General features: G+C 46.2%; 20 protein-coding genes. 8 read left to right on the top strand and 12 right to left on the bottom strand.

Features of this window, described 5'->3' with window-relative positions; genetic code table 11:
• Positions 1-26: 26 nt before the first annotated feature.
• The 7 genes from ACHZCY_RS05575 to ACHZCY_RS05545 form a co-directional block, all read right to left on the bottom strand.
• Positions 27-818 (bottom strand): FliH/SctL family protein, encoded by a 792-nt coding sequence (locus tag ACHZCY_RS05575; protein ID WP_319548129.1) that lies wholly within the window; start codon positions 816-818, stop codon positions 27-29.
• A complete protein-coding gene (fliG, locus tag ACHZCY_RS05570; protein WP_205222932.1) occupies positions 805-1,818 on the bottom strand; it encodes a flagellar motor switch protein FliG in 1,014 nt (337 codons plus the stop codon). The genes ACHZCY_RS05575 and fliG overlap by 14 nt, the downstream gene beginning before the upstream one ends.
• A gap of 105 nt (positions 1,819-1,923) precedes the next feature.
• Positions 1,924-3,522 carry a flagellar basal-body MS-ring/collar protein FliF gene (fliF, locus tag ACHZCY_RS05565; RefSeq protein WP_319548128.1) on the bottom strand — a complete coding sequence of 533 codons (1,599 nt, stop codon included), beginning with the start codon at positions 3,520-3,522 and terminating at the stop codon, positions 1,924-1,926.
• Positions 3,523-3,600: 78 nt separating this feature from the next.
• Positions 3,601-3,897: a flagellar hook-basal body complex protein FliE gene (fliE, locus tag ACHZCY_RS05560; protein ID WP_319548127.1), complete on the bottom strand. Its 297-nt coding sequence runs from the start codon at positions 3,895-3,897 to the stop codon at positions 3,601-3,603.
• Positions 3,898-3,901: 4 nt separating this feature from the next.
• Complete coding sequence (gene flgC, locus ACHZCY_RS05555) at positions 3,902-4,333, bottom strand: flagellar basal body rod protein FlgC (protein ID WP_205222935.1); 432 nt, start codon at positions 4,331-4,333, stop codon at positions 3,902-3,904.
• 41 nt (positions 4,334-4,374) lie between these two features.
• A complete protein-coding gene (gene flgB, locus ACHZCY_RS05550; protein WP_319548126.1) occupies positions 4,375-4,788 on the bottom strand; it encodes a flagellar basal body rod protein FlgB in 414 nt (137 codons plus the stop codon).
• Between the two features lie 17 nt (positions 4,789-4,805).
• Positions 4,806-7,241, bottom strand: a complete 2,436-nt coding sequence (locus tag ACHZCY_RS05545) for a tetratricopeptide repeat protein (protein WP_319548125.1) — start codon at positions 7,239-7,241, stop codon at positions 4,806-4,808.
• A gap of 334 nt (positions 7,242-7,575) precedes the next feature.
• On the opposite strand from ACHZCY_RS05545, the gene ACHZCY_RS05540 reads away from it, so the two are divergent.
• The 5 genes from ACHZCY_RS05540 to ACHZCY_RS05520 all read left to right on the top strand — a co-directional run bounded on the left by ACHZCY_RS05540 (position 7,576) and on the right by ACHZCY_RS05520 (position 13,423).
• Positions 7,576-9,372, top strand: coding sequence for an ATP-binding protein (locus ACHZCY_RS05540; RefSeq protein WP_319548124.1), 1,797 nt, complete (start codon positions 7,576-7,578; stop codon positions 9,370-9,372).
• A 276-nt stretch (positions 9,373-9,648) separates the two neighbouring features.
• Positions 9,649-10,020, top strand: coding sequence for a response regulator (locus ACHZCY_RS05535; protein WP_319548123.1), 372 nt, complete (start codon positions 9,649-9,651; stop codon positions 10,018-10,020).
• Positions 10,021-10,254: 234 nt separating this feature from the next.
• Complete coding sequence (locus ACHZCY_RS05530) at positions 10,255-10,722, top strand: chemotaxis protein CheX (protein WP_319548122.1); 468 nt, start codon at positions 10,255-10,257, stop codon at positions 10,720-10,722.
• Between the two features lie 186 nt (positions 10,723-10,908).
• Positions 10,909-11,373, top strand: coding sequence for a chemotaxis protein CheX (locus ACHZCY_RS05525; protein WP_205222941.1), 465 nt, complete (start codon positions 10,909-10,911; stop codon positions 11,371-11,373).
• Positions 11,374-11,599: 226 nt separating this feature from the next.
• Positions 11,600-13,423 (top strand): hypothetical protein, encoded by a 1,824-nt coding sequence (locus tag ACHZCY_RS05520; protein WP_319548121.1) that lies wholly within the window; start codon positions 11,600-11,602, stop codon positions 13,421-13,423.
• A gap of 6 nt (positions 13,424-13,429) precedes the next feature.
• Here ACHZCY_RS05520 and ACHZCY_RS05515 read toward each other — a convergent pair whose 3' ends face one another.
• Complete coding sequence (locus ACHZCY_RS05515) at positions 13,430-14,458, bottom strand: sigma-54 interaction domain-containing protein (RefSeq protein ID WP_232371063.1); 1,029 nt, start codon at positions 14,456-14,458, stop codon at positions 13,430-13,432.
• 50 nt (positions 14,459-14,508) lie between these two features.
• Positions 14,509-14,991 carry a cyclic nucleotide-binding domain-containing protein gene (locus tag ACHZCY_RS05510; protein ID WP_205222944.1) on the bottom strand — a complete coding sequence of 161 codons (483 nt, stop codon included), beginning with the start codon at positions 14,989-14,991 and terminating at the stop codon, positions 14,509-14,511.
• A gap of 339 nt (positions 14,992-15,330) precedes the next feature.
• On the opposite strand from ACHZCY_RS05510, the gene ACHZCY_RS05505 reads away from it, so the two are divergent.
• Positions 15,331-15,834 carry a thermonuclease family protein gene (locus tag ACHZCY_RS05505; protein ID WP_319548120.1) on the top strand — a complete coding sequence of 168 codons (504 nt, stop codon included), beginning with the start codon at positions 15,331-15,333 and terminating at the stop codon, positions 15,832-15,834.
• Here ACHZCY_RS05505 and ACHZCY_RS05500 read toward each other — a convergent pair.
• Both ACHZCY_RS05500 and ftsH read right to left on the bottom strand, forming a co-directional pair.
• Positions 15,787-17,217, bottom strand: coding sequence for a multiheme c-type cytochrome (locus ACHZCY_RS05500; RefSeq protein ID WP_319548119.1), 1,431 nt, complete (start codon positions 17,215-17,217; stop codon positions 15,787-15,789). The two genes, ACHZCY_RS05505 and ACHZCY_RS05500, sit on opposite strands and share 48 nt — an antisense overlap.
• The gene (gene ftsH, locus ACHZCY_RS05495; RefSeq protein ID WP_319548118.1) at positions 17,210-19,003 is read right to left on the bottom strand and encodes an ATP-dependent zinc metalloprotease FtsH; all 1,794 of its coding nucleotides are present in this window, start codon (positions 19,001-19,003) and stop codon (positions 17,210-17,212) included. The genes ACHZCY_RS05500 and ftsH overlap by 8 nt, the downstream gene beginning before the upstream one ends.
• 1,063 nt (positions 19,004-20,066) lie before the next feature.
• On the opposite strand from ftsH, the gene nrfD reads away from it, so the two are divergent.
• Positions 20,067-21,260, top strand: a complete 1,194-nt coding sequence (nrfD, locus tag ACHZCY_RS05490) for an NrfD/PsrC family molybdoenzyme membrane anchor subunit (RefSeq protein ID WP_319548117.1) — start codon at positions 20,067-20,069, stop codon at positions 21,258-21,260.
• Between the two features lie 72 nt (positions 21,261-21,332).
• A complete protein-coding gene (locus ACHZCY_RS05485; protein WP_319548116.1) occupies positions 21,333-21,776 on the top strand; it encodes a MerR family transcriptional regulator in 444 nt (147 codons plus the stop codon).
• A gap of 322 nt (positions 21,777-22,098) precedes the next feature.
• Here the strand turns inward: ACHZCY_RS05485 and ACHZCY_RS05480 are convergent, their stop codons facing one another.
• Entirely contained in the window at positions 22,099-24,513 is a 2,415-nt protein-coding gene (locus ACHZCY_RS05480) for a sigma 54-interacting transcriptional regulator (RefSeq protein ID WP_319548115.1), read from the bottom strand.
• Positions 24,514-24,588 lie beyond the last annotated feature (75 nt).

The raw sequence follows: 24,588 nt of genomic DNA, 5'->3' as shown, positions 1-24,588 counted from the left end.
CAAGTGTTGAAAATAGAAGGGCAGGGTCAGGGAACTTCTGTTTGCGCAACCGGCGGCGGGTCAGGCATATCACCATTTTCATCAAGAGATAAGGTGTTTTCTTCAAGAAATTCCCGTGCACTTTCAAGTTGGGTTGCAATCGTGGCATCTACAGAACAGGTTTTCGATTCGACAAGACATCCGCCCCGGGACACCTCTTGATCGGTTTGAATGATAATATTTTTCAGGCCACGGATTTTGGTCTTGAGTTCATTTTTGGTATGTTCAACTGCATTCAGGTCATCGGGATGAATGGTGACTATGAACTCATCGCCGGCAATGGCCTGTTGCAATGCGTTTTCCAGCGTCTTGGCAATAACATCTCTGTTGGTTATTAGTTCTTGGCCAATTATTTTTTGGGAGAGACCGATAACGGTATTGATAATATCACTACGGTATCGTTCGAGCAGGGAGTGATGCATGATGCCAATTTTTTGACAAGCCTGGTGAAAAGCACTAACCGCCAATTCCACTTCCTGCTGCAGGCCGGCAGTACAATCCGCTACTCCCTGGTCATAGGCTTCCTGCTTGAGCGCCTGGATATCGATCTCAGGCTTAGGTTGAGGAGGGGGTGGTGAGGACGGTTCAGGTTTCGGCGCAACCTCTGGTTGCGGCACCTTTGCCTGTTCCTCCTCTATGTTTGGCCGGTCTGTTTTGTTTTGGTTTTCAAAAGGTTGCTTTGTATCCCCTGGGCGAGGTGCCGTCTCGGTAATGACTTCCTGAATAAGGGTCTTCGGCACAAAGGATGGATCCTCCTTGAAAATCTTAGACGAGCTCATCTCCGCCTCCTCTACCGAGGACAAGCTTGCCTTCCTCCTCGAGCTTCAACGCTATCTTGACGATAGTCTGCTGCATGGCTTCAACTTCTGAGAGGCGGACAGGGCCAAGCGCTTCGAGGTCGTCTTTAATCATATCTGCCGCGCGTGCTGACATGTTGGAAAAGATTTTCTCCTTGATTTCATCGGAAGCAGTCTTCAGAGCCAGGGTCAGTGAGTCATTGTTGACTTCCCTGAGGATCATTTGCATGGAGCGGCCATCGAGTACACTGAGATCCTCAAAAGTAAACATCAGTTTCCTGATATCTTCCACCATTTCCGGGTCTACTTCTTCCAGATTGTCTAAAATATCGGCATCCATGTTGTCGGTCAGGTTGTCGAGTATTTCCACAACTTTGGGGATGCCTCCAACCTGGCGCTGGTCCTGTTGGCTGACCACAACTCCGATCTCCTTGTTGAGGGCCTCCTCTATCTGGTTGATAACACTTGGTGAAACGCTGTCGAGGGTGGCAATCCGGTAGATCACATCCGCCCGTTTATCCTCGGGCAGGTTGGCAATGATGGCGCTGGAATGTTCAGGGGTCTGCGTTGACAACACCAACGCAACGGTCTGTGGGTGTTCTCTTTCCAGTAGTCCCGCGACCATTGGTGGTTGCATTTTGGAAATGGTTTCAAGCGGTCGCCCCTCGGTGCCGGAGATAAACTGGCGCATAAGATTGGAAACCCTGTCCTGGTCACCGGCACCGGCAATGGTTTTTTTTGCAAATTCCTGACCGCGAACAACGACACCGGCCTGGCTTTCCAAAGCTAATTCAAAATCTTCCAAAACCCGCTGTTTTACCTTTTGCGGTATATGTTCAACCGTGGCCATGTATCTGGAAATTTTAAATATTTCCTCATCGGTGAGCTCACGCATGAGTTTGGCGGCAGTTTCTTCACCAAGGCACATGAGTAAAATTGCTGATTTGCCTACACCGTCAAGTTGTTTATCAGCTGCTGCCATACAATCTCAGGGAGGGGGTTATATTATACATCAAAAAAATATACCTTCAGAAAAGGGATGTAAAGAGGGTCTGGTGAATGCTTTTGAACAGGTTGCAACAACGGATCAGGACCCTTCCATCCAGTTTTTAAGAATATGCGCACTAAAAACAGGGTTGGCATCAATACTTTTACGGATACGCATTACCGGATCTTGCATTATTAATGCTTCTTTTTCTTTTTGTTCAGCTTCTTTCCGACCTATTACTGTTTCCGCTTCCATCTCTTCTACGGTTTTATTGTACTGGGTGACTTCACCTTTCAAGGTTTTAATTATCGGCCGCACCAGCAGAAAGTAAACCAGCAGGCCGCCAATGAGCAGCAACCCATAGCGGACTAAAGGCATGTATTGGTAAATATCAGCAGCAGCAATCGCTTCAGCTTCATCAATTTTAGGTGGATCGGTAAAGGGCATGGATGTTACTTCAATTTTGTCACCTCTTGCCTTATCCAAGCCTAGGGCTGAAGCAATCATTTTTTCCAGGGTCAGCAGCTCTTTTTCCGTTCGCGGCTCCGATTGTTCGGGTTGATCTTGTGTAGCTGGAATAACCCTGTCCGCGACAAGCACCGCCACAGATATCCTTTTTACCGTTCCCACCGGATTGATGGTTTTAGACACAACTTTGCTGATCTCATAGTTGGTGGTTTTTTGAGAACGTGACGATGGAGGCGTTGCCCCTGCAGCCTGGTTGGTGTTGCCTTGCAGGTTTGACTGTACTCCGGGAATGCCGCCAACAATTTCAGAGCCTGATTTTTCTTCGTTAAGCTGTTCGCTTCGAATAACAGGCTCTTCCGGGTCAAAGAGTTCTTCAGTCTTTTCTGTATGGGCGAAATCCAGTGCTGCTGTGACTCTAACCATACCGTTTTTGGCTCCAAGGGCCTTGTCGAGCAGAGCTTGAGCTCTTTCTTCCAGGTGCTGCTCCACCTGAAGTTGAAATTGGAGCATATCCGGTGAAAGATTCCCGACCATATTACGATCGCTGGTTTTGGTCAACACATTGCCGTTTTGGTCGATGACGGTTACGTTGTCCTGGCCAAGGCCTTCGATAGCACTGGAAACAAGGTGGGTAACGCCTTCGACTTGAGATTCCTTTAATCTTCTCCCTGATGCCAGGGTCAAAATTACAGAAGCCGTGGCTGGTTGTTGCTGGTTTTTAAAAAGGCGTTTTTCCGGGAGCACCAAATGGACACGGGCTGTTTCCACTGGACCGAGAGTGGCAATTGTACGAGCAAGTTCCCCTTGTAGCGCCCTTGAGTAATTAACCTTTTGGACGAAATCCGTCAGGGCAAAAGACTGTTTGTCAAAAATTTCAAATCCAACGCCTCCACCTTGAGGGAGGCCGGCTGAGGCAAGGCTCAACCTGGTTTCATGCACATTGGTACTGGGGATGAGGATATTGCGACCGTTGTTACCGAGTTGGTAGGGAATGTTCTGCGCATTCAGCCATTCCACCATGGAAGCAGCGTCCTGTTGGTCCAGGTTGCCGTAAAGCAGTTGATAGTCCGCTGTTCTTGCCTGGATGATTATCATCGCAAACAGGGCCAAGGTCACTGCCCCTGCAGCTACCAGAGCAATTTTTCGTGATAATGGCCAACCCTTAAGGGTGGAGACGAGAGCTCGCCATCCACTTTGAGGGGTTGCCGGACTAGTGCTTTCTTCTGCCATAAAACTTCCTTAACGTTTTCTCAGGTTGGACATAGTGTTGGTGAAAGGTGCTGATCCGTTATCTAATAAATGTGTTGTTTATACCTGGAGTCTCGATATTTCCTGGTACGCTTCAAGAGCCTTGTTTCTCACCTGTACCATGTATCGCAGGGCAATGTCAGCCTGTTCCATGGAAATCATGGCTTCATGAAGATTTTTTTCTCCTCCTGCATGCAACTGCTGGATGGCTCTGTCTGCCTGTTGTTCCTGATTATGGACATTGGAAACCATGCCGCTGAGCATATCTTGAAAAGACGTGGTTGCCTCACTCATTTCAGAGGCCTTGTTCTGGGGCGGATTCAAGCTTAGCGGAGGCAGGTTTTGAATGGGCAGCATATGCTTATCCTCCTATCTCAAGGGCTTTCATAGCCATTCGTTTAGCAGATTTAATGACAGTGGTATTGGCCTCATAGGAGCGTGTGGCCGACATCATGTCAACCATTTCCTTGAGTATGCTGACATTGGGCATGCCGACATAACCGTCTTCATCGGCATCTGGGTGCGAAGGGTTGTATATTTGTTGTGGTGGTTCATTATCTTCTATAATTTTGGCCACTTTTACGCCCTCAGCCTGGTTGTTAAGCGATTGGCGGAGTTGGTTTTTAAAAGAAACCGGTTCTGATTGAAAAACAACCGATTTTTTCTTATACGGACCTCCCTCAGGCGTGGATGTAGTTTCCGCATTGGCCATATTGGAACTGATTGTATTAAGACGGGTTCGCTGTGCTTTAAGCCCGGAAGCTGCGATGTCAAAAGTGGTGAATATATCCATACGTCTTTCCTCGGAGTAATGTTTGTTAAAAGTTATGCAAATTACGCACCACCGTTAATGGTGTATTTGAGTAGAGACAACTTTTTCTTGAGCATAGTTACTGCTGTTTCGTAAAGGATTTGATTTTCAGAGAGTTTCACCATCTCCTGGTCCACACTCACACTGTTTTCATCACCGATCCCGGTATTATCCGTTGTAGTCGTCATCGTTCCCTCTATTTGTGCCAAATTTGTGGATTGAAGAGGAATGTGATTCGGGTGAGTAGTTACAGGTCCGTTCTGTGCGCCTGACATGGCACTCTTGAGTTGGTCTTCAAATTCCAGCGATTTTGCCTTGTAACCAGGTGTTTCTGCATTGGCTATATTAGAGCCGATAACCTGCTGATTTTTTGCACGTAAATCCAGTACTTTTTGCAGCATTTGCGAGGTGGAGTCGAGCTGTTGTAAAAGGGGCATTCATTGTCTCCCTGGGTTTATTTGGTTTGTTGCAGTTGGAGGATGGCAATTTCTTCACCGGCAAGCTTTTTCCACAAAGGGTCTACTCCTTTTTCGGCTACTTGCTTGAACCTGTTAAGTGCTTGTTGGATGTTGTTGTTCCCCTGTGCAATCTGGGCAAGTCGGAACCAGGCCTGGTCGTTGCCGGTCTCTTTTTCTGTTACCTGTTCAAACAGCGGTTCCGCCTTTATCGACTGATCAGTTTGGAAATAAGATTCCGCAAGCATCATGATTTTCTGCGTAGTATCACCATTGCCTTGGGTAATACTAACGGTCTCGAAGTGTTGTATAATATTCTCCCATTGTTCCAGATCGTAGTAGATACTCAGGGCTAGTTGATCAATCTCATTTGAGAGCGGCCTGTCTGGATCTCTAAGAAGGGATGCAGCTTTATCCATATCACCATTCATGAGTAAAGCTTTAAGGCGGAGATAAAAAATTTCCGGGGCAAGGGAGCTTTCAGGATATCTGAAGCTGAACCGGTCTGCATAATCTTCGATGATAGTGTATTGCCCATCCTGAAAAAGTGATTGGATGAGCGGCAGGTATATTTTTTCCTGTTCATCCCCGGTGGTAGTTTCAAACAAATACTGATAGGTACGGGCTGACCGATCAAAAAAACCGAGGTTACTATAGGCGGTTGCGAGATTGTAGAGCATGGTGTTGGGGATCCAGCCGCGAGTGAAAAGTCCTCTGTTTTGCTGGGCAAGCACCAGTGCTTCAACATATCGTTTTTCTTGAACAAGCCTTGCTGTCATATCTGGTAGTTGCTGGATAATAAGTGCCCTGGCTTCAACCCGCAGTGCTCCTGATTGAAATTCGCGCAACAACAGTCTTGCTTTTTGCAGTGCTGATTCCGGGTCGCCGCTGAGTAAATGGACAAGGGCCTGCTTGAACGTGGCTTCTTCGCGCAGGGCAATAGTGTTTGCTGCGATCGCCAGCTGGGAATAGATGTCCAATGCCTTCTCAGGGGTGAGGTCGCCGGCGAGATAATCAATGTCGGCTTGTTTCATCTCGGCCCTGAAAGTGCCTTCAGTTCGGGTAAACGCTTCCATGACTTGAGAAAGCTTCTGTTCCGTCAGTCGTCGCGGAGCCCCATCATGCATGTTGCTCATGGCAATGCGAAACAAAACAAGATCGTATTGGCGCTGATCGGTTAATATTTCAGCAAGGGTTTCGTAGGATGCTTCTGCCTGTTTGTATCGTTTAAAGGTATAGAGAACGTCGCTAAACATTGCTAAAGATTCAGGGTATCGATCAATCACAGGTTGAAAATCTTGTAACTGGAGGTAGGCGACCAAGGATTTTATTTTTTTATCTTCCAGATAATAGGTGTCTGCCAGGCGCATAAGACGGATTGCATTTGCAGTTTCACTAAAACCTATATCATCGCGGGTCAAGTTTTGCCTGGCTTGATTAATGTTACGGTTTTTCAGTGCTATTTCTGCCGACAGAATGCTGAAAAAATCATTAAAGGGAGTCGACGACCCAATGCCTCTAATGGCTTCGCTTACCTCTTGATATCCAAGGAAGTCTGTTTCATGTTTGTTGCGAAGGTAAGCAAAAAGAAAATCAGCAACAGCAGCGGTCTGTGAATCGGGGTAGCGGAGGTGGATTTTTTGCAACAACGGGTAGGCTTCTTTGTATTGATCGGAACGAACCAGAGATTCTGCATAGGTTAACAACAGCAGGTCTCGACGATTTTCGTCTGTCTCATTTTCAAGCAGCTCTTGGACCTGTTGGTTAACCAGGCGCCATTCACCTGCTGATGCATTTTCCAGAATCGGTGTTGTCAGCCATTGAGTTTGGGATGAGCTTTTGGAGAGTATGCTGGTGAGTGGGAAAGGAGGCAGCGTATAGGTCGTAGGGAGGTCAATAGTCAACGGAGTTTCGTAATCATTGAAAAAAGAACGCCATTTGTCGGCATAGGGAGAGAGGTATATGGGGTTGGTGTAATCTATGGTTTCTCTAGTGAGCAGGGTAAGCCCTTTAAATTGGGTGGACAGATCAGGGTACAGGGAAGTGAATTGGTTGCCAAGCAGGATATCGAGCATGAGCGAGGCCGGATCATCTCGTTTTTTCTCAGTAATTTTTTGCGGAGGATACCGGAAAAAGACAGAAACGAGTGTGTCTTCCTTTTGTTGTTGGTTGAGTATTCTGATGATCCTGTCGTCGCTACCAGGTAGTTCTATGTCAACGTCAAGGGTTGTATTTTTAAGAAGCAGGTCAACCCGTTTTTGACGCTGATTCACCTCGTATTGAGGCAACTCCGTAAAGCGGAGATAGAGTTGCAGGCTCGAGGTTTCGTCAGTTCTGTTTATTGCTTTCAGCCGTGATGAAGCCTCTGCATTCAAAGGGAAGGTTGCAGGTAGACATGTGACAAGGATAGAAAAGAGAATGAATAAATATCGCATAAAAATAAGTCAGTTGATTTTAGAAGGTTTCAAGCAATAAACATTCCATTATTTTTAGTAGGAAAAAGAGTCTTTTTATTTTACCGACTAGCTTCACTAACTTTTACTCCTGTGGCTTTTTTTACCGCCATGCTGTATCGATGTATTCTTTTAAGGGGAACCAAAGAGAAGCGAGTCAAAGAGTGGCATTTTTTTGACTTTTGTTTTTTTTAAGGTAACGTCAAGAGGAAACAGTTTTTTAGATAGTCCGCCCGCAAATGAGGGTTTTGGTCTGAGAGTGTTCAAGCGTGAGCCCAGAGGCCGGATAATCAAATGAATAACAGGTGTCAAAAGCGTGAAAATTCAGGAAGAAGATTACGGTGTGTTTAAGCAGTTTTTACAGGAAATATATGCAATGGCCAGCGAGGTAGAACCATTTTTGCTGGCATTTGGAGAAGATTCCGAACGACGAGAGATTGAAGAAAAGGTTATTCATGGCAGCTATCGTCTGTATCACTCAATAAAAGGGACCGGCAGTTTTCTTCATTTAAATAACATCGTTTCTCTGGCCCAAACGTATGAGTATATGCTCGATCTGGTGCGCTCAGAGAGGCTCATCCTTCAACCATCATTGACTAGACTCCTTGTCGAGGGGGGTAATTTTCTGAAACAGAGTGTAGGTATAATGTGGAAGGATAAGAGCGATGCGCGGTTGTCCGGCGAAACAAAAAAACTTTCCGCTGCTGTGATGCAAGCTACCGGTGTGGGCCATAATTCGATAAAGTTCACCCCGGCAGGTTCCACCCCATCACCACAGCAGGAATTGCTGGAAACTTTTGTGGAAGAAACGCGTGGCCTGCTGGAAACCGCTGAGCAAGAGTTTGTTCTCTGGGATTATGTAGCCATTGATACCGAGCGAGTAACTGACCTCTGCAAAATTATAGGTCTTCTGAAAAATAATTACACAATGTTTGACCTCGAAGACTTGGAAAGCATTTGCCGGGCCATGGAGGCAACTTTGCTTCGTTTTGTTGACGGAGATTTTTTCCAGGGACCTTATCCGGAACAAGTATTTATTCGTATCATAGACACGCTACGTGAGACAACGGATCGTTTTTTTGTTTCAGGAGAGGCCGTTGTCCCGAATGCCGACAAACATCTGCTCGCTCTGCAGGGGTTGATTCGCCGCCCCATAGGTGAATTGTTGGTTCAGGCTGGATTGGTTGCTTCTCATACAATCGATGAAGCACTGGAAAAACAGAAAGTCATGGAATCTCAAACTCCTCCTCGCTTGGGTGAGGTGCTGGTCGAAATGGGTGAAATTTCCGAAATTGACATTCATCACATTCTAGACGTACAGCACCAGCAACGTGAAAAAACGGCTAAGCTCAATGAGCAGCTAGCCGGGGAACAAAGAAAAAGAGTAAGGGGAGAATGGGCAGATTTGTTGCCTGCAGAGCTCACTGTTGAAAGGAGCACCATAAACAAAATATGTGAATTGGTGCGCACATTGGCGATAGAGTATCGTAGTGGAGAGAAAAAATCTGAGCCACTGGTTGAATTGGAGAAGTTGTGCCGTACGATACAACGTGTTTCTGCAAATATAATAGTGCCCAGGCTCAAAAGAGTGGTGCATGATCTTGCCATCAAGACCAACAAGAAAGTTTCTTTTTCTGTGAAAGGTGCAGGTGGTAAGGTGGATGGTGATGTCATTACTGCTCTTTACGAACCATTGGTCGAATTGCTGACAAACAGCATTGAGCACGGGCTGGAAACTGCAAGCATTAGAGAGGAGCAGGCCAAGAAGGCGAAGGGCAACCTGAGGTTACTTTTTTTGAAAAAAGCCGATGAATTGTGGGTGAGTGTAGAGGATGATGGTTGTGGGTTTGACATTGGTCAGCTTACTGAAATTGCCGCCCGGAGAGGTCTGCTGTCGGCTGAAAAGAAGCATCTTGTAAGCAATCGTGATATAGCAAAACTTGTGATACAAGAGAAGCTCAGCACGAAAAAGCAGACCGGCGGAAGTTCCGAGGGAGAGTTGGGGCTGGAGATTGTCCAGCAAGCACTGGAAAGATTGCAGGGAAAAGTAGATATACTCTCTTTACCGGGTAAAGGGACCAGGGTTACCCTGCACATACCACATCAGCATTAAAAGCAGGCCTGCAGACCTTATGGCACTTTTTTTATGTGATTATGAAATGTTGTTCCGTCATAAGCCGATTTTCGGCACAATATATAAATAAATACGTTTTGCCAAGTGCAGGTTAAAGAAGGAAAAAACAATATTTCCAGTGAGGTTGTGAAGAAAACTTGATTTCCTTGATTTCGACTTGATATGATAAGAGGATATTTAAATTGATTTTATTTACCCAGCTGCAGGAAGCTCGGCTGGATTTATTATTATGTACTTTTTGTGGAGAAACAAAAGATGGCCAAAAATATATTACTTGTAGATGACTCAAGCACCATGCGAAAAATTATCTCTCGTTCTTTGCGTCAAGCCGGACTTGACTTCGGTGAGATATTCGAGGCCGGCGACGGGTTAGAAGCTCTGGAGATGCTGGAAAAAGAAAGTGTTGATATTGTACTTAGCGACATCAACATGCCTAACATGAACGGGATTGAGTTTTTAAGAGAAAAAGCCAATCGTGACGCCATAAAAGATATCCCCGTGTTTATGATTTCCACTGAAACAGGTGAAGATATTATCGGAGAGGCTAAGAGCTTAGGAGCATCCGGGGCGCTGAAGAAACCTTTTACACCTGACAAGGTAAAGGAAGTGCTCGGACCTCTAGTTTAAACAAGCTGTAACTATTCAGCGAAGATCTAAAAACTGACAATCTACCCCGAACTGTAACTGATCAGTAGTGCTCCAAATATTCACAAGCTGACCGATTAGCTATACATCGGTATGCTGGGCGGGCAGATCGTGGAGAGCTGGAGTGCTGCTGAATAGTTGCAACAAGCTTTTGCTTTTTGCAGAGGAAAAAGTGAGCCTGCTCTGGCTTTGGTTGAATAAACAGGAGGATTATTGGTGTTGTTTTCCGGTGAAGTAGCAGATAAAATTGTTGAATCGACAAACGAAATTTTTACAGGAATGGTAATGATGCAGATTGAAGCCATCGACCCTCCTGCTGAACCTCTAGGGCAGTTTAAAAATTCAATAACAGGCCTGATAGGCCTGGCTGGCACCTTTAAGGGGGTTTTGGCTGTACATTTTACCAACGATATAGCCATGGCGGTTACAGGCAGCTTCCTCGGGCTTGAAGTTGAAGAGGTTAACGAAGATGTACATGATGCAGTCGGTGAGATTGCCAATATGCTGGGAGGCGACTTAAAGGCGATACTTTCTGATAAAGGAAAAGATATTCAACTTTCACTTCCTTCTACCATTGGTGGTGAAGAATATGTTTTCAATTCCAGAGATGTGGGAGAACAGCTACTCCTTGCTTTTAAAGTTCCTGCAGGAGTATTTTATGTTGAAGCAGAACTGGAAAAATAATCAATGGTTGCTTACCTCTTCGGGCGAGCACGGTGTCTAGTATGGTTATACTCTTTGGGCAAACCGTGCCTGTTCAAATATAGCGCACCAGAGAGCAGGTACACTTCACAGGTAAGTGAAATCATAGCGTTACAAACTCTATGTATGTAGTTACGATTGCGTTTAACTTTTGCCATAGGGGAGAGATTGGAGCCTGATTTAGAGAAATATATAATCGAGTCGACCACGGAAATTTTTGAAACCATGGTCTTTATGGAGTTGCAGCCTGGAAAAAGACACATGGGCAGTGACATTGACATGGATGCTGATATCGCCAGTTGTATCGGATTTGGTGGAGATATCAGGGGGTTAATTGGAGTGCACTGTCCCCTTGATGTGGCAACCGGTATAACTGGAGCCATGCTTGGTATGGAGTTTGATGAAATAACCGATGATGTCAAGGATGCCATTGGTGAGATTGCCAATATGATAGCTGGAGGGGTCAAAACCGGCCTTACCGGCAATAACAAGGATATCCAGTTGGCAGTACCCTCAACCGTCTGTGGCAAATCCCTTCGTATCGGTGGGCCGGCTCGCGGTTCGAGCTTGGTGATCCCTTTTACTGTGGATGGGGGCACTTTTTATGTTGAAATGCGCTATATGCTGTCGTGACGACTCGTCAATCGTATTTATTTACCTATGATTGCTCGTTTTTTGTAAATTATCAGCAATGATCCGTCGAAATAAATAAAAGCCGGCGTGTTGTACCTGTCGTCCAGTAAATGATGACGCGCACACACTTTTGTTTTTTAGTTGCATTATTTTTATAATTTTCCTCCAGCCTGTTTGTTGCAGGTAATTTTTTACTCAAGGTTGTAAAACCGGTACTGTCGTATTCATGAAAGCCAGAGAACGCATAGATAAAATAATGATATCCTGCCGTGAGAAAATGCAGGAAGAAGTCTCAGCATTATTGGGGAAAAATCTCCGGCTTGGCGATGTGCAGGCAGATGTGAAAACAAAAGAAGAGTTTTTTGAGGAGCCTTCCGGCAAGACTGTACTTGCCCATATGCAACTCCAAGGTGACGTGGAGGGAACCGGTGCCGTCCTTGTCTCGCTGAAGGATGCAATCCGAATCGGTGGTTCACTTATCATGTTGCCCGATGCCGAGTTGCAAAGTGTTATTGCCGATGAAAATTACACCGAGGAGTTAGAGGATTCTTACGGTGAAATCGCCAATATTATATGTGGTTCCATTACTTCAACTCTTGATGAGCAGTATCCTAAGAATCTAAGGGTAGTCCGAACAGAACAGGAGGTTATTCAGCCTGTTAAGGTGGACATTGCATCAGATCAGCCTTTTCCAGACGGTCACTATTATTCATGCTCCATTCCCATGGAGATGGATAATACGAAAATGGGACAGCTGTATCTCGTTTTTCCTGCTGTTTCGCTTGGGTTAATAGAGGAAAATGCTTCTGCTGCTGTAAAAGAGAGTGGAGCTGAGGCACCTGAAACTACTCCCCAACAAAGGCGTGCCCCCGACAGCCCTCAGGAGCAAGTATCTGCTGCGTCAGGAGAGCATATCGCTGCAGATCCTGTCAAAGCAAGAAAAGATGCTGTTAAACGACAGAAAAATATCAGTAGATTACTGAAGGAGTGTTTCGATAAAATAGGGGAAGAAGTAGGCGCACTTATCGGTAATAAGCTTACTGTTGGTAAGCCTGAGGAGAACCTTTTCACTAAAGAAGATCTACTGGATCAACTTGGTGGAAAGCAGATGATGGCCCGTATGGATGTCAGAGGTGAAGGCTCGGGGGAAGCCTTTATGTTTGCTAAAGTTTCTGCTGCTGCATACCTTGGCGGCAGCCTTATCATGCTTCCGGAAAGCGAACTCAAGGAGACTGCCGCAAACGAAGAGCTGGGAGAAGATGCCCAGGATGCATACGAAGAAATCACCAACATCATTGCCGGGGTCTTCACCGCTGTTTTTGAAGAGCAGCACAAAAAGAAAATCGGTTTTGTCAAGACCGCTGCAGAAATCGTAATCCCGATTAAGGTCGATTCGGAAAGTGATGAAACGCTGCCCAACCAGATGTATTACCTCGCCTCGGGGGGGATGGAGTTTGAAGGTCAGGACCTGGGACTCCTACATGTTGCCTTTCCTGCGTCCGTGCTGGAGTTGGAGGCGTTAGCTGCAAAAGAATCCTCACCTGATGGTACGGATAATGTTTTTCCGGCCGGCCAAGATGGTGCTGCTGCCGAGGTAGCTGAGCACGAACGGACTCAAGGAAAAGCAGGGCCGCAAAATTTAGAACAGGCAGGTGTTCATCCCGAAGGTGGCAGTACGGCTGATGCCGTTGATATATTAATTTTCAGTGATAACGATGCCGAGAGTACCAACGTAGGCGAAGCCCTGCAGCAGTTGGGCTATACATACAAAACGCTTCATTTTAAAAGTTCGGTGAATGACAATCTAACAGGCTCTGTGCGGCTGGTGTTTCTTATTATGAAAGAAATCAGTGAACAGGGGTTTGGAGTTGCCATTAAGATCAGCAGTGCAGGTCGTCCGCTCCCGCTCATTGCCGCTGGACCGGCTTGGACAAGGACTTTGGTGATCAAAGCCGTAAAGTATGGAGCAGATGATATTTTAATTACTCCTTCTGCCCCGGAAGATATCAGGGAAAAAGTAGAAATGAATCTGAGTAAAATCGCCGCCTGAGTTCTTTCAGGGCTCTGTCTTCAGTTCTTTCTTTTTAATTTTTTCAAGCAGGGTTGTTCTTTTAAGGTTGAGGATACGAGCCGCTTCCTTTTTGTTCCCTTCGGTCATCTTTAACGCCTGCACTATAAGCTGGGTCTCAAAGTCATTGACCAGCGCGTTAAAGTCTATCCCTTCCTCCGGCCAGTTCTCTTCGGGCATCATCTGTGGGGAAGTGGAAAAAAGCGGCAACTGTTCAGGTCCTGGTGTCTCTGAATACGCTGCATTGCCATTTTGTGCCTGCACCGTCTGTTGCGTTACATCATTACTACCGTTTCTGTATTTTTCGGGAAGATCACTGTGGCTGACATTGCTGCCGCTGTGAAGGATGGTCATATGTTGGACCAGGTTTTCCAGTTCCCGTACATTTCCCCGCCAGGCCAGGTTGGATAACGTCTGCATGGCCGCCAGATCAAAGCCTAGTACGCTTTTTTTTCTGGTTTTTGCGTAGTTTTTGATGAAATGTTCAATCAGTACCGGTATGTCTTCCCTTCTTTCTCTGAGTGGCGGGATTGCAACTGGAATGACGCTGAGACGGTAATAGAGGTCTTCCCGAAACTTGCCTTCATTGACCAGTTCTTCTAGGTTTCGGTGGGTGGCGGCTATTACGCGAACGTCAACAGGAATTGGTTTTAAACCACCAACCGGTTCAAACTCCCTTTCTTGGAGAACTCGAAGAAGCTTTGCCTGTAAAACAGGTTTCATATCGCCTATTTCGTCGAGAAAGAGCGACCCTCCATTGGCATATTCTATTCTCCCTACTTTGGTACCGGTCGCACCCGTGAATGCGCCTTTGGTGTATCCGAATAACTCACTTTCGAGTAAATCTTCGGGAATGGCAGCGCAATTGACAGGGACAAAATTGTTATCTTTTCTCGGGCTGTGCTTGTGGATAGCTTTGGCAACCAATTCTTTGCCTGTTCCTGATTCCCCTTGGATGAGAACAGTACTCAGGTCGTCCTCGGCTAACATGGCTATCAGTTTGAAGAGCTCCTGCATGCAGCTGCTTCTCCCGATGATACCATAAAAATGATTTTTAGCCATGGCTGTTAGAGGGGCATTTTGTCTGCAAGTTTACTGGTTGTACGGCGCATATTAAGGCTCAGCAGTCGCATGATTTTTTTCAACAGGGTGACTCCAAGTACGGGGTACTTTTGGGTGAGAATATCAAAACCTTTTTTTGTCAAGATAATGACAACTGTTGGTTGTCTGGCTATAACACTGGCAGAACGAGGTGATTTGTCGATAATAGCCATCTCGCCAATGGTATTGCCTTTACCAAGCCTGGCGATAACCCGATAATCACCGTTTGATGTTTTTTTCAGCACATCCAGCAACCCTCTGACAACAAAGCACATATAGTCACCTTTGTCTCCTTCGGAAAAGAGGTAGTCACCGCGGAGTATTTCCGTGTAGTTCATGTGCCTCGAAATTATATCGAGCTCATCCATTTTAAAAGCATCAAACAGCGGGAGGCTGAGAATGAGATCTCGGGTTTTTTCCTCATTATTCGTTAGGTTATGCTCGGCCATATAGTCGGTGGTCCTGCTCTGTATTTGATGTAAAGTTGTAGTCGAGCCATTTACTAGTGTTAAGAGGAATTCTATACATTTTCAAGAATACCATAGGAATGAGTGGAATGACAAGCTGCAACAATAAAAAGTGTCATTTTATTGACAAAGGAGAGCGGCAAGAGGTAAGCAGAGACATGCTGAGGTACTCCGCGCAGGTAAGAGCTGCGCTGTCCAAGTGCGTTGTAATAATGGAATTAAACTTTTCAACCGTTATGACATGATATCGTTTGTGCTCATGGAGAGAGGGGTTATTTAAACATGGCAACGAAAAGGAATTTTTTTCTGTTGGCGATTGTAATGACAATCACGATAATTTCGCCTCGGTGTGGGTGGTGCTGGCACGGTTATGTTTTTAAGGTGCTTGACGGCGATTCTCTTCGGGTGAAAAAAGGAGGGAAAGTTTACGAAGTACGCCTTTATGGGATTGATTCGCCTGAATATGGACAGCGCTATGGGGATCAGGCAAAAAGATTTACCAAAGCTCGGGCCTATAAAAAAACAGTCTCCATAGAGCAAAAAGATATCGATAGCTATGGGCGGATAGTTGCCTTAGTAAAAAGTGAAGGCCGCTTGATTAATCGTGAGCTTGTCAAAAACGGACTGGCCTGGGTTTACCCTCAATATTGTCGCGATCAAAAAATCTGCAACCCGATGGAAAAAGACGAAAAAAAAGCCAGGAAAGCAAAGCGAGGCCTGTGGAAGGATAAAGATCCTTTGCCTCCCTGGAAATGGCGACAGTCTAAGAGAGAAGGCTCACCCCTGCGGTTCCACAGGGAGTATCGTTTCCCGTATTGGCGGTAAGGTGATGGGGGCAGTCTCTTCTGGTTGTACCTGGGGCACCTTTATTTTGGCTGGAGCTTCACGGTCGAGCCATGGGTCCATGGCATACCCGAGAGCAGGCCACTGTATTCTGCCCTTTTTCCCATGGCAATCCATACAGTCAAGTGCCTGCTCAGCCGGCACTACTCCATGGTTTAGCCGGCGGTAGGTGACCGTGGAGGTAAAATCCGCATCTCCGCTAAATGGCAGGCGGAGCTTCTGCATACCTTCCTGTGCCGCATCATCAAGGCTGTTATTGCGCATTCCAAGAGTGCCGTCATCTGCAAGGGTGGGGGCTATAAGGTAACGGTATTTACCATCAATCATTTGTGTGCCCAGCGAAACTGAAAACGGGACAATTTTAGACTGTGCCGTACGGACCGAAGGTTTTTGCAGAGGGGTTGTTTCGTACTTTTCTGTTTTTGCGCCGCGGGTATAGATTGAATCGTTGCCGTTATCCCAAAAATAGACCGGTTGGATATACTGCGCCTGAATAATGCCGAATTTTTTGACCAGAGCAGGAGCGTCCGTTTCTATATTTTGATGAATGGATGGAGTTTGAGGAGCAAGCCAGTTCCAGCTTATAATTGCCGGATTTTCTGTCGCATATTGCGGAATGTGGCACGTCTTGCAGCTAATGAGCTCGGCGTGGTCGTTGAGTTGTTGCTGATGGTGTGGAGAGTCGGTGTGGCAGACTGCGCAGGCTTTGGTCTGGCGAAGTCCGGGCGCGGAAGTGATTTCTCGGGTAAAGGCGTGTCGGTCACCTGAAGGATGGCAATTCTGGCAAGTGAGCCCTGCACCATCATTTTGCAGGTGAATGTCCTTATCGATTCCGTTATGGATTTTCCGCCCAGCCAATTCTGTGCCCGTTCCGTGGCAGGAAAAACAGTTTTCCGACGAAGGTTTACCTACACTCCTGGCTATATAAACAAGGTTTAAGTCCTTTTTTGGTGCTCCTTCAGCACGTTCGTAGGTGCCTGTTTTGTCATGACAAACCAAGCAGTCAATATTGACCGCTGCTGTAGGGTCAAAGCGCTCATCCAGTAGGTTGGTGCTGATGTGACAGGTAAGGCATTGTGATGGGTTGGCTCCGGCAGCAATTGTAAAGGTGGTTAACCCGTTTTTTTTGCTGAAAAGGGTTTTGCTGCCATTCATCATTCGTTGCCGCTTCCATGTCCAATGGCTTGAGCGAAGGATGTCTTCACCTTGTTGGGGGTGGCACGTCAAACATTGGGCGGTAACGTCACTTACCTTTGAAAACGGGCCGTTGAGGAGTGCATGCTCCTGAGGTGCGGCGTTGACGGCAGCTATGTTGTGAATACAAAGGGTGGCGGCTAGTAAAGAGATGGGCAGTACTTTATTCATCGTTATTTCCTGAATTTTGAGCAACCAGTGTTTGTATTTCCTGGTGAGAGATTGTTTCACGTTCGAGGAGGGCGTTTGTAATATCTTCAAGAAGAGATCTGTTTTCAAGGAGGATTCTCTTGCTGGTTGCATATGCATTTTGAACAAGGGCGTTCACTTCACTGTCAATAAGATTAGCGGTCTTTTCACTCATAATTTGTCCGGGTTGGCCATTGAGTGGGTCGGTTGGTTTAAAGGTTAAAGGGCCGACAGCTGAACTCATGCCCCAATCACACACCATTTTACGAGCAATGTCAGAGACCCGTTCAATATCGTTTCCGGCACCAGTGGTAATTTCATCAAAAACGATTTCTTCTGCTACGCGGCCTCCCAAAAGAATACATAGTGTATTGAAAAGGTAGGTACGGTCTTGGGAATTGCGCTCTTCGTCGGGGAGTTGCATGGTCACGCCAAGTGCCCGTCCGCGGGGAATAATGGTCACCTTGTGTACAGGGTCTGTGCCTGGAAGCATCCAGGCGACCAGGGCGTGGCCGGCTTCGTGGTAGGCAGTGATTTTTTTTTCGCGGTCCGTAATTATAAGGCTGCGTCGCTCGGCTCCCATCAGCACTTTATCCTTGGCTGATTCTAGAATATCCATGGTGATCTGGTGCCCTTGCTGCCGAGTCATGAGCAGTGCCGCCTCGTTGATCATATTGGCTAGCTGCGCCCCTGAAAATCCAGGAGTTGCCTTGGCTACAACCTTCCAGTCCACACCTTCTGCCACAGAGGTTCGCTGGGCGTGTACTTTCAGTATTTTTTCGCGACCTCCAACGTCGGGAAGCGGAACCATTACCTGGCGATCAAATCGGCCCGGCCGTAACAAGGCAGGGTCAAGAATGTCCTGGCGGTTGGTGGCAGCAATGACGATGACGTGATCATTGGCTTCGAAGCCGTCCATTTCCACTAGCAGCTGATTCAGGGTTTGTTCTCTTTCGTCATTGCCTCCGCCTCCACTGGCACTGCGATGGCGACCAACAGCGTCTATCTCGTCGATGAAAATAATGCAGGGGGCTTTTTTCTTTCCTTCTGTGAAAAGATCACGAACCCTTGAAGCGCCGATGCCGACATACATTTCAACAAAATTTGACCCGCTTATGGAAAAGAATGGGACTCCGGCTTCACCTGCAATGGCTTTTGCTAAGAGGGTTTTACCTGTACCTGGTTCGCCGTAGAGAAGTACTCCTGTTGGGATACGTGCTCCAGCATCAGTGAAAATTGCCGGATTCTTGAGGAAATCGACAATTTCCTTCACCTCTTCTTTTGCTTCTTCGATACCGGCAACATCATCCAAGGTGACTTTGGACTGTTCGGGGTCAACAAGTTTTGCGCGACTTTTACCAAATGCCATGGCTTTTCCGCCTGGTTGTCCTCCTCCTTTACGCATATAAAAAAACCAAATGAGGATGATGAGCAGGAACGGCACCCAATTGAGAAAAGTTTGGAAAAACCAGTGTGGTTTTGCTTCTTTCTTAACGTGGATGGTTACCTTGCCTGCAATAAGTTTGCTGGTTGCATCGTTAGCAGGGGGGGCGATGCTTTTAAATTTATTACCATCAGGGGTCTGCCAGGTAATTATGTCTTCTGTAACGGTGACTTCAGGGAGTAACCCCTTTTCAGCTTTTTGCAGAAAAACATTGTATGGGACAGTGTGGTAGATGTCGGGTTGCTTGCTGAAATAGTTGAACAAAAAAAGCGCGGCCAGGGCAATGACAAGCCATATAGACAGATTTTTGTAAAAATGTCGCACTGAGATCTCCGAATAGCAAAAATTATGAACATTAGATGGAGGCTAAAAGCTGCCAGGCGCATACTGAAGCGGATGTGGGTCATAATATTACCGAAGTACATTGGTATACTGTGACAAGCTGGTAGTCTACTTTAGCTGTCAGTGCCTGGGTGCGGAAAAAACCGCTGCAAAATGAGCTAACACAAAACGGAAAAAAGGTAAAGGAGGAGGGGAGGGTGGGAAAAAAAATCCCTCCTGAGCCGCCACTCAGGAGGGAACACGCTTTCTCGTATCTGGTTAAATTCGAGTAGCTGTACATTAAACAAGCACAATATGTTCCAGAATAAACTTTTTTAGGAATATATCTCATTTTTAATATAATTAATTGATAATATTATATATTATTATTTCAGAAAAGGCTTTATGTGGTTGCTTGAAGTGAAGGGAGAAAAAATAAGGAATCATAATGAGTCTTGTATTTTCAGGAAGGGATTATTTTGATCTATTTCTTTAATTTTTGTTTGCTCTGCTAAAATGTTGTCTGTTGTGCCTAAGATATTGTAAATAAAAAATGTTTTGCTGGTGCAAAAAGCGAATTTGTAATTTCCTGTTTTTGAGAGGTTTAAATTTTAGGCGCATTTTGCTCCTTCTATTTACATAAAACTTATCAATAATGATGATTTTCGCTTGACACTTTTCTTTCGTGACGATATGAGTAACAGAAATTGTCAGATAGGATTTTTCAGAGAAACAGGTTGCCTGGAAAGTTATTTTTTCCACGATGACCGTAAACTCAAGGAGGGGGAAAAGTAGATTTGGGTTGGGAATTTATCCGCCAATAAAGTCCAGCTCTATTACGTGTATTATTTAGGGAGGAGTTAATGGAAGCAATTATTTTTCTCGTTGTCTGGTTAGGTGGTTCAGCTCTCCATACTCTGTTTGATGTCAAGGTTAAGCCTGTCCTGCAGTCTCTCAGAGAAGAAAGCGATATGCCGTAACCGCTGGTAAGCTTGTTGCGGTAGAGGTATCGCTACCAGCTTTGAATGAATCTAATCGTGCAAACAAGTTTGGAGGGTTTATAAGCATGGAAAAAATTATTGCCGCAGTACTGCCTCAAGAAGGCGGTCTTGCTGGAAACGAATCAAGTGTTTACAACGGTGCAATTGCCATATTTGGTCTCTTTACGCTGGTAGGGGTCGCTTTTGGTGTGCATGCAATGTTTATCGGGCATGAACACGCCTATGGCGTCACCAGAGAGGTGCCGTGGGGGTTGTTATTGGCCGCCTATGTATTTTTTGTTGTTACTTCTACAGGTCTTTGCCTTGTCTCGTCCATTGGCCATGTCTTTGGTTTTAAGGCTTTTCAGCCGATAGCAAAACGATCTGTTTTTCTCGCTATCGCCACCATTATTTCTGGTTTTTTGGTCATCGCCTTTGAAATTGAAAACCCTTGGCGGATGGCTGTCTACAATATTATTTCACCGAACTTAACTTCAAGTATCTGGTGGATGGGTACCCTTTATGGTGCATATCTTTTCTTTATGCTGGCTGAATTTGCCTTACTGCAGGCCAATAAGCATAAAATAGCTGGTACGTTAGGCCTGTTAGGCGTTGTTGCCGGTGTTGCAGCTCACTCTAACCTTGGTGCGGTTTTTGGTCTCTTGAACGGCCGTGAATTCTGGCATGGACCTTATATGCCGATTTACTTCATTACTTCAGCTATGATGTCTGGTTGTGCAACGGTCATTTTTTTCCATTGGCTTGGTTATAAAATAAACGGCTGGAAGATGAGCAGCGAGCTTGAGAATTCTCTTTTTGCAGTTGCTAAGCTAGGAGCCTTGCTCTATGTGGTTATTATGTTCTTTACCACCTGGAAATTTATAACTGGTATTTCCGGGCATCCGCCAGGAAAGTATGAAGCCATTATGTCACTCATCAGCGGACCGTACGCCAAGAATTTTTGGATCGGTGAGGTGGCCATGGGGCTGGTTATTCCGTTTGTTATCATCTTAGCGGTCAAGGCTCGCAATGTCACAGCGTTAGCTATCGGATCGGCATCCAGTATTATCGGTATCTTTTTCATGCGGTACGATTTGGTTATTGTGGGCCAAGTGGTTCCGGGATTTCATGAGATGAATATCGTGGATATGCCACACCTGTTGCCGTACACTCCAACACTGCATGAGTGGGTTATTACTCTGTCTGGTTTCACCTTCTGTGCCGTGCTGTTTATGCTGGGTGAGCGAATGTTTCGAGGCCATCTCTCGGAAGATCACTGAGGTAGTGCCGAAAAGAAAGGTGCCTGTGCGTACCTTTCTTTTAACAGCCAGTAAGAGGAGGTAAGGGAAATAATGGCAAGAAAAAAAACTGAAATACAGGCTGTGCGCCCGGATGTTGCCGTCTACCCGATCGGGGTTGCTGCCAAATTGCTGAATGTACATCCCAGGACCTTGCGTATTTATGAAAAGGAAGGGCTGATCAGGCCTACCCATGTTGGAAATAGGCGTATGTTCTCGGCTGATGACATTCAGTGGATCAACTGTATTCGCCGGTTTATTCATGAAGAGGGAATCAGTATTCCAGGGCTTAAAAAATTACTTGAATTTGTGCCTTGCTGGGAAATTGCAGATTGCCCGGCAGATGTTCATGAGTGTTGCGGCGCTAAGGTGGACCGTTCTGTTCCAAGAATCCCGCATAGAGTGGGTGACGTCGCAGCTCGCAAGGTCGCCAAGGCAAAAGATGTCGAAAAAAGAAAGACAGCAGCCCAAAAAAAAAAGCACCAGTCTATTGGCTAAAACCTGTGGGGCCGGCAGAGAGGCGATTATTCTGGAGAATATCAAATGGATAGTGCCTTGTCGGCTTACTCCGCTCAGGCAAAAGGCGGTTGGTGATGCTATCTACGATTGAATGAAGGTAGAGGGTATTGGAAGTAAAGATGTGAAGGGCAAATGGCTATACTGGGTTGATCACAGTATAGCCATTTTTTTATAGCCTTGGCAGGCAGCAGTTTAAATCTCTCCCCCCTCTAATAGTTCGGGGGTGATAATTGGCTGAGTGTTATATAATCAGGCCTTGTTAAGGCTCTGGTTTGATGGTTTGGACGAGATATGGTTTTGCCTAAAAAGTGTCTAGCGTTTTTTTCTGCTTTTTGAGCTTGTCGTCAACGGGGTTGGTGAGCCCGTATTTTTTTATTTTTCTTCGCAGGGTATCCTTGGATATTTTGAGCTCATCACAAGTGCGCATTTTGCGCCATTTGTTTCGGTCTAAAGCGATAATGATCGCTTGCTTTTCGATTTCCTCCAGTGATTGTGCGTTGCTATTGCTTGCCGTCCCTGTTGTTTGTGCCTCCGGCGCGGTAGAAAACGGCTCCGGCAGGTGATGTGATTGAATATAGCCACCCTCGCAGAGGATGAACGAATATTCAACAATGTTTTCAAGCTCTCGGATGTTGCCGGGGTAATCGTAGCGCATAAGGATGGATAAGGCGCCGCTGGACATGCCAACTATATCCTTGCCCTGCTCTGCGCTGTATTTTCTGATAAAATGATCAATGAGTAAGGGGATATCTTCCTTGCGATCGCGTAGTGGCGGTAAATTGATCTTGACTACGTTGAGTCGGTAAAAAAGGTCGTCACGAAAGAGCCCCTCTCTCACCAGGCTCTGTAAGTCGCGATTGGTTGCGGTGATGATTCGTACGTCGGCCTTGACCGGAGTATTAGAACCAAGGGGTTCGTATATCTTTTCTTGGAGCACTCTAAGCAATTTTACCTGGACGCTTGTTGGAATATCTCCTATTTCGTCCAGAAAAAGAGTGCCGCCCTCAGCTGCTGCAAATCTTCCCGCCTTATCTTTGCGCGCGTCGGTGAAGGCCCCGGCTTTATATCCGAACAGTTCTGATTCAAGCAGTGTTTCCGGCAGTGCTCCGCAGTTTACAACGATAAAAGGTTTTTCTCTTCGTGAGCTTGCATTGAACAGGGCTCTGGCTATAAGTTCTTTGCCTGTCCCGCTTTCCCCCAGGATGAGCACGGTGCTTGGGCTGCGGGCGATGTCCGGCATGATGTTGAAAAGCCGTTGCATCGCCTTGGATTTGGAGATAATTTCGTCAAAGGTATATTTCTGTTTGAGCTGATTTCTCAGGGCAGTGATGGTGGTCAGGTCGCGAAATGTTTCAACTCCACCGATAATGTTGCCTTCATGGTCAGTGAGGGGGGCAGCGCTAATGCTTATCGGGATTTTTTCTCCAGCTTTGTTAAGGATGGTAATGGAGCGGTTAGAGGCGGCCTTGCCTGTGTAGAGGCTCTCCGCAATGGCACAGTTTTTACCACAGATGGATGAGTGGAATATGTCGGAGCAGGATTTCCCCATGGCATCTTCTTTATCCCAGCCGGTGATCTCCTCGGCTGCGTTATTAAATGAGGTGATTTTCCAGTTCCGGTCAACTGTAAAGACCCCGTCTGCGACAGAATCAAGGATGAGGCTTTCCCTTATGGACGAGGTGTTGTCGCGGAACGTTTCAATTCCACCTATAATATTACCAAAATCGTCAAGAAGAGGAGAGGAGCTGATGGTAACCGGGATAGAGTTACCTGCTTTGCCTTTGATGAAAATGGACCGGTCTATAAAAGAGTTGTTGAGGTCAATCGCCTTCTGTAGCAGGCAGGCTGAACCGCAAACACTGGAGTGGAAGATGGTATGGCAGGGTTTGCCGATTACCTCTTCTCTGGTCCATCCTGTAATTCCTTCCGCTGCAGCATTGAAGGACGTGATGAGGCGGTTTTTATCGATGGTAAAGACTCCATCGGCAACCGAAGACAGGATCAAGTCGCTGTATAGCTCGTCTGTGCAGTCGTGGAAGGTCTGTACTCCGCCAATGACCAACCCGTTTTGGTCAAACAGCGGGGAGGATTTAAGTGAAAGTGGAAAGGACTTGCCGTCTTTTCTGGGCATGGAAACCGTGTGTACTGCTATGGGGCGCTCTTCTGTAATTGATCGTTGAATCAGGCAGCTGTTGCCGCAGATTTCCGGCGGAAAGACCTGGTTACATTTTTTACCGATGACTTCTTCACGGCTCCAGCCTGTGAGCTTTTCTGCGCTGCTGTTGAATGTCGTAATTTCAAGTTGTTTGTTGACGGTTAACACGCCTTCTTCGACCGAGTTGAGAAGGAGCTGATGATGAACGGACTGATTGGTGATGTCCAAGGTGAGCAGGGTGTTGCCCGGCTTATTGGTTGCACCGTGCAGTGGTATGATAGAGGTAAGAACCGTTTGTGCCGGTGCGCCAAGTTCGGTGCCGGCAAGCAGTATCGAATGTTTTGAAATGGGGTGCCCGTTTTCTGTCTGTTGTATCAGGTTGTCCAGTGAGGATGTCTCTTTGTGTTGTGGAAATAGTTCATCGAGGTTTTTCCCCTGCATTTCAGCGATTTTTTTGCTGGTGAGCTGTTCGGCGTCCTTGTTGGCACTGATCACCCGGCGCTGTTTGTCGAGAATAAAAACAGCTAAAGGGGAATGTAGGTTTTCAAGTGATTGCGACATATTTTTTATGTGCCTCGCGTGCGACGTTCTGGGAGTGCTGAGTGGTTGTGAGTGGCTTGCTTGCAAATTGTGCGC

This window comes from Desulfogranum marinum (genome assembly GCF_963675105.2).
Taxonomy (GTDB): Bacteria; Desulfobacterota; Desulfobulbia; order Desulfobulbales; family Desulfobulbaceae; genus Desulfogranum; species Desulfogranum marinum.
The sequence above is the reverse complement of the archived record's forward strand: the minus strand, read 5'-3'. Positions and strand labels throughout refer to the sequence as shown.

Coding starts and splice junctions, on each gene's coding strand:
- ACHZCY_RS05500 (WP_319548119.1), bottom strand. CDS start 17,217: ATGAATAAAGTACTGCCCATCTCTTTACTAGCCGCCACCCTTTGTATT.
- ACHZCY_RS05545 (WP_319548125.1), bottom strand. CDS start 7,241: ATGCGATATTTATTCATTCTCTTTTCTATCCTTGTCACATGTCTACCT.
- flgC (WP_205222935.1), bottom strand. CDS start 4,333: ATGGATATATTCACCACTTTTGACATCGCAGCTTCCGGGCTTAAAGCA.
- ACHZCY_RS05510 (WP_205222944.1), bottom strand. CDS start 14,991: ATGGCCGAGCATAACCTAACGAATAATGAGGAAAAAACCCGAGATCTC.
- ACHZCY_RS05535 (WP_319548123.1), top strand. CDS start 9,649: ATGGCCAAAAATATATTACTTGTAGATGACTCAAGCACCATGCGAAAA.
- flgB (WP_319548126.1), bottom strand. CDS start 4,788: ATGCCCCTTTTACAACAGCTCGACTCCACCTCGCAAATGCTGCAAAAA.
- nrfD (WP_319548117.1), top strand. CDS start 20,067: ATGGAAAAAATTATTGCCGCAGTACTGCCTCAAGAAGGCGGTCTTGCT.
- ACHZCY_RS05485 (WP_319548116.1), top strand. CDS start 21,333: ATGGCAAGAAAAAAAACTGAAATACAGGCTGTGCGCCCGGATGTTGCC.
- ACHZCY_RS05480 (WP_319548115.1), bottom strand. CDS start 24,513: ATGTCGCAATCACTTGAAAACCTACATTCCCCTTTAGCTGTTTTTATT.
- fliG (WP_205222932.1), bottom strand. CDS start 1,818: ATGGCAGCAGCTGATAAACAACTTGACGGTGTAGGCAAATCAGCAATT.
- ACHZCY_RS05515 (WP_232371063.1), bottom strand. CDS start 14,458: ATGCAGGAGCTCTTCAAACTGATAGCCATGTTAGCCGAGGACGACCTG.
- fliF (WP_319548128.1), bottom strand. CDS start 3,522: ATGGCAGAAGAAAGCACTAGTCCGGCAACCCCTCAAAGTGGATGGCGA.
- ACHZCY_RS05520 (WP_319548121.1), top strand. CDS start 11,600: ATGAAAGCCAGAGAACGCATAGATAAAATAATGATATCCTGCCGTGAG.
- ACHZCY_RS05505 (WP_319548120.1), top strand. CDS start 15,331: ATGACAATCACGATAATTTCGCCTCGGTGTGGGTGGTGCTGGCACGGT.
- fliE (WP_319548127.1), bottom strand. CDS start 3,897: ATGCTGCCCATTCAAAACCTGCCTCCGCTAAGCTTGAATCCGCCCCAG.
- ACHZCY_RS05575 (WP_319548129.1), bottom strand. CDS start 818: ATGAGCTCGTCTAAGATTTTCAAGGAGGATCCATCCTTTGTGCCGAAG.